A 12,643-nucleotide genomic window follows, 5' to 3' on the forward strand; every position below is an offset into this window, starting at 1 on the left:
CCCGCTGAAGCCGGCCTGAAAGCCGTGAAGGCCTCCTTCCCGGCCATAAGAGCCGGGAAGGAGGCCTTCACGGACGAACGTCAGCCGGCGACGGCCTGCCAGCGCTGGTTGGGCCCGTTGGTCGGCTTGTACAGGCCGATCCGCGCGCCGTCCTCGCGGGACTCGCTGGTGACGTCGAGCAGCTGGCCGCTCGCCGTGTTCACGAACGTCCAGGTGCCGTCACCGGTCGTGGACAGCGTCCACTCCGCCGCCGGGTCGCACGCGCCCGCCGCGGCCAGTGTCACCGCGCCGCCAGCGGTGCTCAGAACCTGGCCCGTGCCGACGTTGGTGATGGTGAACCGGTCGCGGTTGCCGTAACGGCCCGTGCGGTCGGTGAGCGTCCAGCGCTGCGCGGGCGCCGAAGCGTCCGTCGTGCGCTGCACCAGCGAGCCGTTCTCCGCCGACAGCGACTTGCCGCTCTGCACGCCGGTGAAGACGAACGGCTTGCCCGAGCCGATGCCCGTGCCGGTCGCCGTCGCGGAGACGCCGTCGACGAGGAAGCTCGTCACCGAACGCGCCGGCACCCGCAGGGTGGCGTGCGAAGACGTCACCTTCACCGGCTTGCCGCGCTGCAGCGCGCCGTTGACGTCGGTGACGACCGGGGTCACCGAGGCGCCCGGCCGGACGTTCCGGAAGCCCGACAGGTCCAGCGTGACGTCCTGGGCGTCGGTGCCCGAGTTGGTGTGCACGACCGTCGCCAGGTCTTCGCCGCGCATCGCGGCCGTCGACGCGGTGTCGTTCACCCCGACCAGCCGGTCACCCGGCTTGATGTAGTGGGTGAAGTTGCGCATCGTGTTGAACTTGGTGTTCGTCTTGATCTGGCACGTCTGCAGCGTGGCGTTCTTCGGGCAGTCGAACGGGACCTGGATCTCGCCCCAGTTCATCCCGGCCGCGGACTCCCCGCCCGGCTTCATGTTGTTGTAGTCCTCGATCGGCTGCCAGCTCACCCACGCGCTCGGCTCGAGCAGCCGCAGGTCGTCGGTGATCTGCTTGGCCATCCCGAGGCCCGGGTCCATGTCCGTGAAGTCCTGGCGGTCCAGCCAGCTGCCGCCGACCTCGCTCATCCACAACGGCTTGGCCGCGCCCTTGGCCAGGTCCCGCGGGACCGGCCGGTTGCCGGTGCCGTAGGTGTGCACGTTGAGCCGGCCCGCCGCCGCGCGCGCGTCGGCCGACCAGCCGCTCCAGTCCGCGGCGAAGATGTCCGGGTTGGTCTCGTCGGGCGCCGAAACGATCGCCCGCGAGCCGGCCGCCTTCAGCGCGTCGGCCATCGCCGGGATCAGCTGCGCCTGGACCGACGGCCCGATGTGCGCGCCTTCCTGCCGCCCGCCGGTCGGGTTGCCGTCGGCGCCGAGGGTCGTCTTCCAGTAGTTCGTGTTCGGCTCGTTCATCGGGTTCACCGACGAGAACTTGATGCCGTGCGCGCGTTCGAGGGTCCGCACGGCCTGCGTCAGGTACGCGGTGAAGTCGCCGATCTTGTCCGCGCGCAGCTGTTCGTCGGTGGCGTTGAAGCCGCCCGAGACGTACCCGGACACGGTCTGGAAGTACGGCGGCGAGTTGCTGAACGCCTCCCACTTCGTGACGCGGTTCTTGATCTTGTCCAGCCACCAGCGCTGGTTCGGGTCGGCCTTGGGGTCGAACTCGGCCGCGTTGCCGGGAGTCCACCAGTCCTTGTCGGCGCGGGTGGTGCCGGCCGGTGCCTTCCACCAGCCCGGGACCGCGGCGCCCGGACGCAGGTACGCCGGGACGTCGGGGGCGTTGCCGCCGCCGATGTTGAACCGGGCGATGTTCAGGTTCAGCCCGTCGGGGCCGAAGACCATGTCCGCCAGCTTGTTCCGGATCGCGTCGGGGTAGCCGCCGGTCGCCTCGGCCATCCACGCCAGGCTGGCGCCCCAGCCGTCGAACGGCTGCTGCCGGTAGGTCGGGTCCGGCTTCACCGTCACGGCAGTGGCTGCCTCGGCGGGCGCGGCGACGACCGCGCCGCCTATCAGAGGTACACAAAGGACGGTGAGCAAACGCCGCAAGTTCATCGTCGAACTGCCCTTCGGTGCGGTGGGGACTTTCTCAGGCCTCGGTGTGGCCCAGCAGCGGCCGCGGCACGAACCGGGCCGCGGGGTCGAGCATCGTGCCGAGTTCGAGCACGACGAGTTCGTTGGCGCCGGCCCGGACCACCGGGCGCGGCACGTACAGCGTCCGTTGCGGACCGCGCCGCCAGTAGCGGCCGAGCGCGAACCCGTTGAGCCACGCCACGCCCTTGCCCCACTCCCCCGTGTCGAGGAAGAGGTCGGCGGGCTCGTCGACGTCGATCTCGGCGCGCAGCAGCACCGGCCCGGGCACCGGCCCCGTCACGGATTCCGGCTCGGCGGGCCGCAGCGAAGGCAGCGCGGCGAGCTCGAACGGCAGCACGTCCCAGCCGGTCAGCGGCTCGCCGTGCAGCGACGCCCCGCCGATGATGCCCTTCGCCTCGCCGATGCGCGGGCCGTAGTCGACACGGCCCTGGTCCTCGACCAGCACCAGCAGCTCACCGCGGGCGCGCGGCAGCGGGATCGCGCGGTCGTGGTGCTCCCGGGTGAGCGTGCCCACCAGGGCGCCGTCGAAGAACACCGTCGCGAGGTCGCGGACCTCGCCGAAGGTCAGCACGCCGGGCCGGTCGCCGTCCACCGAAGTACGCAGCAAAGCGAGCTGCGGCATCGGCGTGAGGTCGTCGAACGCGGGCAGTTCCTCGTGGAACTCCCAGGTGCCCCAACGATCCGGGGCGTCGAGCAGCCGGACGGGGTCGCGCAGCACCCCGCTCGGCGTAGGCGCCGGCCGAGCCGGCGGCGGGACGCTGTCCGGCACCTTGTGGTAGCGGGCGATCACGTCCCGGAACGCGTGGTACTTCGGCGTCGGGTCGCCGGCTTCGTCCAGCGGCGCGTCGTAGTCGTAGGACGTGACCAGCGGCTGGTAGACGCCCTTGTCGTTGGCGCCGTTGGTGAGCCCGAAGTTGGTGCCCCCGTGGAACATGTACAGGTTGACCGACGCGCCCGCGGCGAGCAGCACGTCGAGCTCCGCCGCCGAGTCCGCGGCCGCGGTGGTGTGGTGGTGGGCGCCCCAGTGGTCGAACCAGCCGTTCCAGAACTCGCTGCACATCAGCGGCCCGGTCGGCTGGTGCTCCCGCAGGATCGCCAGCCGCGCCTCGGCGCCGGAGCCGAACGACGCGGTGCGATGCAGCCCGTCGAGGCTGCCCGCTTCCAGCATTTCCGGCGTCGGCTGGTCCACTGTGGTCAGTGGCACGGTGATGCCCGATTCGCGCGTGTGCTCGGCAAGCGCTTTCAGGTAGCGCTTGTCGTCGCCGAACGCGCCGTACTCGTTCTCGACCTGGACCAGCAGCACTGGTCCCCCGCGGTCGATCTGGTGCGGGACGACGACCTCGTACACCTTCGTGAGGTATTCGCGGACGGCGTCCAGGTACTTCGGCTCGTACCGGCGCACCCCGACCGACGGGTCGCGGAACAGCCACGCCGGCAGCCCGCCGTTGTCCCATTCGGCGCAGATGTACGGGCCGGGCCGCACGATCGCGTACATCCCGGCGTCGGCCACGAGCCGCAGGAAGCGGTCGAGGTCGAGGCCGCCGGACAGGTCGAACGTGCCGGGCTCGGGAGCGTGCGCGTTCCACGCCACGTACGTCTCGATCGTGTTGAGCCCCATCCGCCGGGCCTTGTCGATCCGATCGGCCCACAGGTCCGGGTGCACCCGGAAGTAGTGCAGGGCACCGGAAAGGATGCGGAACGGGCGGCCGTCGAGCAGGAAGTCGGTCTCCCCGATGGCGAACTCAGGCATCCTGGCCCGCCTGCGGCGTCAGCTGGAGCACGGTCCAGGACAAGGGTGGCAGTGTCGCGGTGATGGTGGTCCCCCCGGGATCGGACGTCGCGGCGGCGCCGGGTAGCGGCACCATCCGGACCGGTTGTGAGTCGGCGGTGTTCACGGTGTGGCGGGTCTCGCCGTCCGGTGTGGTCAGGGTTTCGGCGGCGTAGAGGCCGAAGCGGGCGCCACGCAGGCGGATCCGGACTTCGGTCGGCGACGCCGTGGCGCGGTTGGTCAGGAACACCGCGCCGCGCCCGGACTCCCCGACCGTCGCGGCGACGTCGACGAGGTCGACTTCGCCGTGCTGGGCGGTGCGAAGCTGTTTTCCTTCGACGTCCAGGTCCAGGCTCGATCCGGCGGCCAGCGCGGCGACCCGCTGGAACGGGTGGAACGTCGTCTGCCGCCACGCCGGGCCCCCGGGCTCGGTCTTGATCGGCGCGATGACGTTCACCAGCTGGGCCTGGTTCGCCATGGTGACGCGGTCGACGTTGCGCAGCAAGGAACTCAGCAGCGATCCGACGACGACCGCGTCGGTGACGGTGTAGGTGTCCTCGATGATCCGCGGGTGCTGCTTCCAGCCGCCCTCGGCGAGCTTCGCCTGGTCGACCTCGTTCCAGCGGCGCAGGTCCCAGACGTTCCACTCGTCGACGCTGATCCCGATCTTCTTGTCGAGCCCCAGCTCCGCCAGGGTTTCGTCGATGACCCCGGCCGTCGTGCGGATGTAGCGGTCCAGCGCCGCGCCGCTCGCGAGGTAGCTGTCGGTGTCGCCGTGCAGCTCCTGGTAGTAGGCGTGCAGCGAGATGTGGTCGACCAGCTCGGCGGTGTGGCGCAGCACCGTGCGTTCCCACGAGCCGAACGTCGGCATGTCCGCGTGCGAACTGCCCGCCACGACCAGCTCGAGGTCCGGGTCGATCATCCGCATGAGCCGCGCGGTCTCCGCGGCCAGGCGGCCGTACTCCCCGGCCGTCTTGTGGCCGATCTGCCACAGGCCGTCCATCTCGTTGCCCAGGCACCACAGCTTGAAGCCGAACGGGCGGTCGGCGCCGTTCGCGCGCCGCCGCTCGCTCAGTTCCGTCCCGCCGGCGTGGTTGCAGTACTCCAGGACGTCGGCGGCTTCCTGGATGCCGCGGGTGCCGAGGTTGACGGCGTACATCACCTCGGCACCCGCGGCTTCGGCCCACGCGACGAACTCGTGCAGGCCGAAGCGGTTGGACTCGACGCTGTGCCACGCCGGATCGAGCCGGACGGGCCGGTCGGGCCCGACTCCGTCTTCCCAGCGGTAGCCGGAGACGAAGTTCCCGCCGGGATAGCGGACCACGGTCGGCCCGAGCTCCCGCACCAGCTCCAGGACGTCGCCGCGGAAGCCGCGATCGTCCGAAGTGGAGTGACCGGGCTCGTACAGTCCGGTGTAGACGGACCGGCCCATGTGCTCCACGAAGGAGCCGAAGAGGCGACGCGGGACCGGGCCGATGACCTGGCCCGCGTCGCCCTCGATGTGGACGGTCATCCGGCGCTGACCGTGAAGCCCTGCTGGTTGCCGTAGTCGATCAGCGCCTGCTGCCAGGCCGCCAGCCCCGCGTCGAGCCCGGTGTTGGCGAGGTAGGCCTTGCCGACGGTGTCGCTGTAGATGCTGTTGGCGTAGGTCTGGAACGGCAGGTACGTCCAGCCCGGCGCGACGTCCTTCGACGCCTGGGTCAGCACCTGGTTGACCTTCTGGCCACCGAAGTACGGCATGGCCTCGTCGACGAACGCGGGCGAGGTCAGGTCGGCCGTGGTGGACGGGAAGCCGCCGCTCTTGATGAACGGCTGGACGCCGCCGCCGTGGTTGAGCCAGCGCACGAAGGCCGCGGCGAGCGCCGGGTTCTTGCTCTGCTTGACGACGGACTGGGTGCTGCCGCCGTTCTCCGCGGTGACCGCCTTCTGGCCGTCGTAGGTCGGCATCGGCGCCACGGCCCACTTGCCGCTGCCCGCGGCCACCGACGAGATGAAGTTGCCGGGCATCCAGGCGCCGGTGGGCAGGGTGGCGATGGTGCCGTCGCCGAGGGCGCGGAACCAGTCGTCGGACCAGCCCGCGATCGGCGAGAGCAGCTTGCCCTCGACCAGCTGGTTCCAGACCGACGTCCACTTCTTGGTGCCGGCGTCGCCCAGGTTGATCTTCACGTTCCGGCCGTCGACGGAGAACGGGTGCCCGCCTGCCTGCCAGATCATGCTGAGCGTGAAGCCGGCGTCACCGGTGTCGGCGGTGATGTACTTGGTCGGGTCGGCGGCGTGCAGCTTCTTCGCCGCGTCGACGTACTCGGCCCAGGTCTTCGGCACGGCGATGTTGTACTTGGTGAAGACTTCCTTGTTGTAGAACAGCGCCATGGGACCGGAGTCCTGCGGGAGGCCGTAGAGCCCGTTGCCGTTCTTCACCTGCGCCCACGTCGAAGCGCTGTAGTCCTTTTCGAACGCACCGAAACCGTACTGGTTCAGGTCGGTGAGCGAATCGGTCAGCGCGAACTGCGGGAGGGCGTAGTACTCGATCTGGGCGACGTCGGGGGCACCCGAGCCGGCCTTGATCGCGTTCTGCAGCTTGGTGTACTCGTCCTTGTTGGTGCCCGCGTTGACGTAGTTGACCTTGACGTTCGGGTATTCCTTCTGGAACGCGGCCACCTGGTCCTTGGCCGACGGCGTCCAGCTCCAGTAGGTGATCTCGCCGCCGGCCTTCAGCGCGGCGTCGACGGAGTCCTGGCTGCCGGTGGCGGCGGCCGGGGCGGAGGACGAGCCCCCGGACGAGCAGCCGACCGCCAGGGCGGCGGCCAGCGCGATGGCGGCGGCCGCCTTCGCGCGGGTGCGGATTCTTGACATCGAGTGTCCCTTCACGGCGGTGTGACGGCGGTGTTACTGCTTGACGCTGCCCGCGCTCAGGCCCGATTGCCAGAACCGTTGCATGAGCAGGAAAGCGACGACTAGGGGAATGATGGTGAGCAGCGACCCGGTGAGGACCAGGTTGAAGATCGGCTGGGCGCCGGCGCCGTTGGCCTGGGCGCTCCACTGGTTGAGCCCGACGGTCAGCGGGTACCACTTGGGCTCGCTGAGCATGATCAGAGGCAGGAAGTAGTTGTTCCAGGTCTGGACCATCGTGAACAGCGTGACCGTGATGATCCCGGGGACCAGCTGGCGCAGCGTCACGGTGAGGAAGATCCGGATCTCGCCGGCGCCGTCGATCCGCGCCGCTTCCAGCAGCTCGTCGGGGATGGCGTCGGCGGCGTAGACCCAGATCAGGTACAGGCCGAACGGGCTGATCAGCGACGGGATGATGACCGCCAGCGGCGTGTTGGTCAGCCCGAGCTTGCTGAACATCAGGAACGTCGGCACGGCCAGCGCGGTCGGCGGCACGGCCACGGCCCCGAGGACGACGGCGAACACCGCGCGGCGGCCCGGGAAGCGGTACTTGGCCAGCCCGTAGCCCGCGGCGGTGGCGAGGATCGTCGCGCCACCGGCGCCGACCACGACGTACAGCAGCGTGTTCCCGAGCCAGCGGAAGAAGATGCCGTCGTTGTAGGTGAACGTCTTGCCGATGTTGTCGAACAGCGCGAACGAGTCGCCGAAGGACAGCCCCGACGTCGAGAACAGCTCGGGCTGGGTCTTGGTGGCGTTGATGATCAGCCAGACCAGGGGAACCAGCGTGTAGAGCAGGTACAGCGCCATGAAGCCGGTGAGGACACGCGACTTGCGGGGCTTGGTCACCGAGAACTGTGTCTTTGACAGCACAGCCACGTCACATCTCCTTCCGGGAGCCGCGCAGCTGCACGACGTAGGCGATGACCGCGGTGATCACGCCCATCACGATCGCGACGGCGGCGGAGTAGTTGTATTGCTGCCCGTTGAAGGAAAGGTTGTAGGCGTACATGTTCGGCGTGTAGTTCGTGACGATCATGTTCGGCACGAGGTTGCGCATGATGTTCGGCTCGTTGAACAGCTGGAAGCTGCCGATGATCGAGAAGATCGTCGCGACCACGATGGCGCCCCGGATCGCGGGGAGCTTGACGGAAACGACCGTGCGGAACGCGCCGGCGCCGTCGATCGCGGCCGCCTCGAACAGTTCCTTCGGGATCACCTTCAGCGCGGAGTAGAAGATGAGCATGTTGTAGCCCACGAACTCCCACGTGACGACGTTCCCGATCGACGTCAGCAGCCAGTTCTGCGACAACGGCTTGATCGCGTCGGTGCCGAACAGGTGGTTCAGGTCGGCCGCGAGTCCGAAGTGGTCACCGTAGATGAAGCCCCACATCAGCGCGGCGACGACGGCGGGGACCGCGTACGGCAGGAAGATCACGATCCGGAAGAAGCCGGCGGCGTGCAGCCGGGCGCTGTCGATGGCCAGGGCCGCGATCAGCGCGAGCACCAGCATGATCGGCACCTGCACGGCGAGGAACACCAGCACCCGGCGGAAGGCGTCCCAGAACTTCGGGTCGCCGAAGACCTGCACGTAGTTGTCGGCGCCGACGAAGACGGTGCCGCCGAAGAAGGCCTGGTCGCGGTAGAGGCTGAGCACGAACGCGTACACGACTGGCGCGATGAAGGCCAGCGCGAACACCACCATGAACGGGGCGACGAAGAGCCAGCCCCGCCATTTCCGCCGGGGCCGGCGGGCCGCGGGCGCCCGGCGCGAAGGCACCGGGGCGGGCGGAGCCGCTGTGGACGTCATCGTCTCTCCGAGTGGTCGCGTGAGCCGGGTACTGGACCCGGCGAGATGTTTACGTCAACATGGACGGCCGCAGAGTAACTTGTTGACGTAAACATGTCCAGGACACCAAGGAGTGACCGTGCCGCGCCAGACAGCGACGTCGTCCGCATCCGGCCGCGCCTCCCGGAGACGCGGGCCGTCGATGGCGGACGTGGCCCGCGAGGCGGGGGTGTCGGGCCAGACTGTCTCGCGCGTGGCGAACGGCAAGACGAACGTCGACGACGCCACCCGCGAACGGGTCCTGGAAGCGATGCGCCGGGTCGGTTACCGGCCCAACAGCGCCGCCCGCGCCCTGCGTAACGGCCAGTTCCGCAGCATCGGCGTGATCATTTCGGCGCTGCCGACGTTCGGGAACAGCCGCACCCTCGACGCCATCGCGGCCGCGGTCGTCACCGAAGGGTTTTCGATCATCCTGATGCCGGTGACGCGGCCGACCCAGGGCGAGGTGACGGGCGCGTTCAGCACGTTGAACGAGCAGGCCGTCGACGGCGTCATCATCCTCATCGAGCAACACCAGCTTGACCAAAGCGAGATCGAACTGCCACACGGGCTCCCGGTGGTGGTGATCGACTCCAGCGCCCGGTACTCGTACCCGGTGGTGGACAACGACCAGGCCGACGGCGCGGCCCGGGCGACCCGGCACCTGCTCGACCTCGGGCACTCGACGGTGTGGCACATCGCGGGCCCGCCGCAGTCGTATTCGGCCGAGCGGCGCCGGAAGTCGTGGCAGGCCACTTTGGAGGGTGCGGGCCGCCCAGTACCGCCGGTGCTGGCCGGGGACTGGTCACCGGAGTCCGGCTACGAGGCCGGTCTCCGGCTGGCGGCGGACCCCTCGGTGACGGCGGTGTTCGCGGCGAACGACCAGATGGCACTGGGCCTGCTGCGCGCGTTGCACGAGACGGGCCGCCGCGTCCCGGCGGAGGTGAGCGTGGTCGGCTTCGACGACATGGAGGAGTCGGCCCACTTCTGGCCCCCGCTCACGACGATCCGCCAGTCGTTCGAAGCGGTGGGCCGCCACGCGGTGGAGGCCCTCCTGGCGGAGATCGAAACCGGAGCCGAAGCGGGCGAGCCGGTGATCCTCCCGACGGAACTGGTGATCCGTTCGAGCACGGCCCCACCCCCGACCCGTGATTGAAGGGTCATCACGCGTGATCGAGGAGTCGACTCACGTGATTGGAGGGTCGACACGTGTCGTGGTGCCCCTCGCCGCGTGTCGACCCTCCAATCACGCTTGCCGGCCCTTCAATCACGGGTGATGACCCTTCGTTCACGGGGCTTTTCGTTTCACCGCGCGGAAGCGGGGGAATTACCGGCCACCAAGCCGGGACGTCCGGTACCGCGAACGTCGCAGTGGCAGGGACCGTTCGGCCCCTGCCACGGAAACGAGGCCGTCATGCTCGCCATTCTCGCCGCCGTGCTCTTCGGGCTCGCTCTGCTGATGGAGCTGGCCGGGTTCGGGCTCGGCCCGGTCGTCACGACCGGGACGCTGACCACCGCCGGGCTGCTGTGCGTCGCCCTGCACCTGGCCGGTGTCGCCACCGACCGGTCGCGGTTCACCCGGCGGCGCCGGCGCTGACCGCTCAGCTCGCCGCGGGCTCCAGCGCGCGTCGCAGCACCTGCGTGAACACTTCGGACGACTGGGCACCCGCCACGCCGAACCGCTGGTCGATCACGAAGAACGGCACGCCGGTCGCGCCGAGCGCGCGAGCCTGCTCGCCGTCGGCCGCGACTTCGGCTTCGTACTTGTCCGACTCCAGCACCGCCCGGGCCTCCGCCGCGTCGAGTCCCGCCTCGGCGGCCAGCTCCACGAGCGAGTCGCGGTCGAACAGCGACCGCCGTTCGGTGAAGTAGGCGCGGTAGAACCGCTCGACGACGGCGTCGGCGAGCCCGCGGCCGGCGGCGAGGTGGACGAGGCGGTGGCCGTCGACGGTGTTGCCCACGTGGGCGCGGTCGAGGTGGTACTCGAGACCGTCGGCGGCGGCGCGCTCCTCCATCTGCGCCTGCATCGCGTCGGCTTCTTCCAGCGTCCGGCCGTACTTCTCGGCCAGCATTTCACGCGTCGGCTGCGACGTCCCGCGCGGGAACGACGGGTCGAGCTGGAACGAGTGGTGCACGACCTCCACCTCGACGCCCACCTCCGCCACCGCCCGCTCGAAGCGGCGTTTGCCGAGATAGCACCACGGACAGACCAGATCGGACCAGATATCGATACGCACCGAACCAAGCTAACCGAAGGGGCGGTACGCACTTCAAGGTAACCGGCGGCAACCTGCGGGATCACAGCGTCACGACGACTTTTCCCTTGGCGTGCCCGGCTTCCTGGTACGCGATCGCGGCACGCAGGTCGTCGAACGGGTAGCTCCGGTCGATGACCGGCGTGAGCGCGCCACGCTCGGCGAACGCGGTCAGCTCGCCGAGCACCGCCTTCTTGTCGCGGCAGCCCACCGCGTCCGCGAGCACGGCCCGCCGCCGCGCGAACGGCGCGACCGCCAGCGCGGCGAACGCGTGCCCGGCCGGCTGCACCCAGCGTCCGGCCGGGCCGCCGACCACGACGAACGTGCCCGTCCGGGCCAGCACCCGGCGGCAGGCCGGGAGCGTCCGGCTGCCCGCGATGTCCAGGACGAAGTCGTAGCGCCGGTCGCCACGCGTGAAATCCGCCGAGCGGTAGTCGACGACGTCCTCCGCGCCGAGCGAGCGGGCGAGGTCACCGGCCGCGCCGCAGACGGCGCCGACCCGTGCCCCGAGCGCCGCGGCCAGCTGGACGGCGAAGGTGCCGACGCCGCCGGAAGCGCCGTTGACCAGGACCCGCTGCCCCGCTTCCACCCCGCGCAAGGCGAGCAGCGCGGTGACGGCCGCCATCGGCATCGCCGCCGCCTGCTCGTGGGTGAGGTTCGCCGGCATGGGCGCCAGGAGGTCCTCGCGCACGCAGACGTATTCCGCGTAGGCGCCGTTCGGCAGCAACGCGTAGACGTCGTCGCCGGGCCGGAAACGCGTCCCGGCCGTCTCGACGCGGCCGGCCAGGTCGCAGCCGAGGATGCCGGGCTTCACGCGGAGGCCGAAGCCGCCGGGCATCAGCCGCGCGACGTACGGCTCGCCTCTCATGAAGTGCCAGTCGTACGGGTTGACGGAGGTGGCCCGCACCCGGACGAGCACCTCGCCGTCGGCGGGCACGGGGTCGGGCAGGTCCTCGAAGCTGAGGCTCTCCGGCGGGCCGTACACGCGCTGGACCAGGGCTTTCATAGCGAATCCTCGATTCTTACAACGTAAGTCTTACGTCGTAAGGTAGCTCCGGACCGCGAGCCGGTCAAGGACGTCTTACGTTGTACGATCCGGACGTGACCACGGAAGCGCGGATTCCGCTGAGCCGCGAGCGCGTGCTGCGCGCGGCGGTCGGCCTCGCCGACGAGCACGGGCTGCGCGCCCTCACGATGCGCCGTCTCGCCGAGGAGCTCGGCGCCGAAGCGATGTCGCTCTACTACCACGTGGCCAAGAAGGAAGACGTGCTCGACGGCATCGTCGACGTCGTCGCCCAGGAGATCAACGACGCCGTCGCCCGCCTGGCCCCCGACGCGGACTGGAAGCAGGCCGTGCGACGGCGGATCCTCGCCGCGCGCGAGGTGTTCCTCCGGCACCGCTGGGCGCCGGAGCTGTTCGAGACCAGGTCGTCGACGAGCCTCGCGGTCCTGCGCCACTACGACACCCTGGTCGGGCTGATGCGGGACGGCGGGTTCTCCTACGACCTCGTCCACCACGCGCTGCACGCGCTCGGCAGCCGCGCGCTCGGCTTCACGCAGGAACTGTTCGACCCCAGCGCGAACCAGCGGGCCGACGTCCCTCCGGAGCTGGCCGCCGAGCTGCCGAACCTGGTGGGCATGCTCGGCGAGATCGCCCACGACGACCCGGACTCGACCCTGGGCTGGTGCGACGACCAGGCCGAGTTCGAGTTCGGCCTCGACGTCATCCTCGACGGGCTGGACCGGCTGCGGGAGCGGTGAGTCCACCCGCTGGGACACCCCTGCTCACGAGGGCAGAATC

Annotated in this window: 11 protein-coding genes; 3 read left to right on the forward strand and 8 right to left on the reverse strand. The window is 69.9% G+C overall.

Going from position 1 to position 12,643, the window contains the following annotated elements; all coding sequences use genetic code 11:
• Positions 1-80: 80 nt before the first annotated feature.
• The 6 genes from AB0G28_RS37060 to AB0G28_RS37085 form a co-directional block, all read right to left on the reverse strand.
• The gene (locus AB0G28_RS37060) at positions 81-1,979 is read right to left on the reverse strand and encodes an RICIN domain-containing protein (protein ID WP_361100436.1); all 1,899 of its coding nucleotides are present in this window, start codon (positions 1,977-1,979) and stop codon (positions 81-83) included.
• 121 nt (positions 1,980-2,100) lie between these two features.
• Entirely contained in the window at positions 2,101-3,855 is a 1,755-nt protein-coding gene (locus AB0G28_RS37065) for a beta-galactosidase family protein (protein WP_361100439.1), read from the reverse strand.
• Positions 3,848-5,386, reverse strand: coding sequence for an alpha-L-arabinofuranosidase C-terminal domain-containing protein (locus AB0G28_RS37070; protein WP_361100442.1), 1,539 nt, complete (start codon positions 5,384-5,386; stop codon positions 3,848-3,850). Before AB0G28_RS37070 ends, AB0G28_RS37065 begins: the two co-directional genes overlap by 8 nt.
• Positions 5,383-6,726, reverse strand: a complete 1,344-nt coding sequence (locus tag AB0G28_RS37075) for a sugar ABC transporter substrate-binding protein (protein WP_361100445.1) — start codon at positions 6,724-6,726, stop codon at positions 5,383-5,385. Before AB0G28_RS37075 ends, AB0G28_RS37070 begins: the two co-directional genes overlap by 4 nt.
• Before the next feature lie 33 nt (positions 6,727-6,759).
• Positions 6,760-7,569 (reverse strand): carbohydrate ABC transporter permease, encoded by an 810-nt coding sequence (locus AB0G28_RS37080; RefSeq protein ID WP_361100593.1) that lies wholly within the window; start codon positions 7,567-7,569, stop codon positions 6,760-6,762.
• Positions 7,570-7,639: 70 nt separating this feature from the next.
• Complete coding sequence (locus tag AB0G28_RS37085; RefSeq protein WP_361100448.1) at positions 7,640-8,569, reverse strand: sugar ABC transporter permease; 930 nt, start codon at positions 8,567-8,569, stop codon at positions 7,640-7,642.
• Positions 8,570-8,681: 112 nt separating this feature from the next.
• On the opposite strand from AB0G28_RS37085, the gene AB0G28_RS37090 reads away from it, so the two are divergent.
• A complete protein-coding gene (locus AB0G28_RS37090) occupies positions 8,682-9,743 on the forward strand; it encodes a LacI family DNA-binding transcriptional regulator (RefSeq protein WP_361100451.1) in 1,062 nt (353 codons plus the stop codon).
• 258 nt (positions 9,744-10,001) lie between these two features.
• On the forward strand, positions 10,002-10,184 hold the full coding sequence (locus tag AB0G28_RS37095) for a hypothetical protein (RefSeq protein ID WP_086856983.1): 183 nt from the start codon (positions 10,002-10,004) through the stop codon (positions 10,182-10,184).
• Between the two features lie 4 nt (positions 10,185-10,188).
• Here the strand turns inward: AB0G28_RS37095 and AB0G28_RS37100 are convergent, their stop codons facing one another.
• Positions 10,189-10,812 (reverse strand): DsbA family oxidoreductase, encoded by a 624-nt coding sequence (locus AB0G28_RS37100; RefSeq protein WP_361100596.1) that lies wholly within the window; start codon positions 10,810-10,812, stop codon positions 10,189-10,191.
• A gap of 73 nt (positions 10,813-10,885) precedes the next feature.
• On the reverse strand, positions 10,886-11,848 hold the full coding sequence (locus tag AB0G28_RS37105; RefSeq protein ID WP_361100455.1) for an NAD(P)-dependent alcohol dehydrogenase: 963 nt from the start codon (positions 11,846-11,848) through the stop codon (positions 10,886-10,888).
• A 95-nt stretch (positions 11,849-11,943) separates the two neighbouring features.
• On the opposite strand from AB0G28_RS37105, the gene AB0G28_RS37110 reads away from it, so the two are divergent.
• Complete coding sequence (locus tag AB0G28_RS37110) at positions 11,944-12,603, forward strand: TetR/AcrR family transcriptional regulator C-terminal domain-containing protein (RefSeq protein ID WP_361100458.1); 660 nt, start codon at positions 11,944-11,946, stop codon at positions 12,601-12,603.
• Positions 12,604-12,643: the final 40 nt, after the last annotated feature.

The organism is Amycolatopsis sp. NPDC021455, assembly GCF_040640995.1.
Lineage (GTDB): Bacteria > Actinomycetota > Actinomycetes > Mycobacteriales > Pseudonocardiaceae > Amycolatopsis.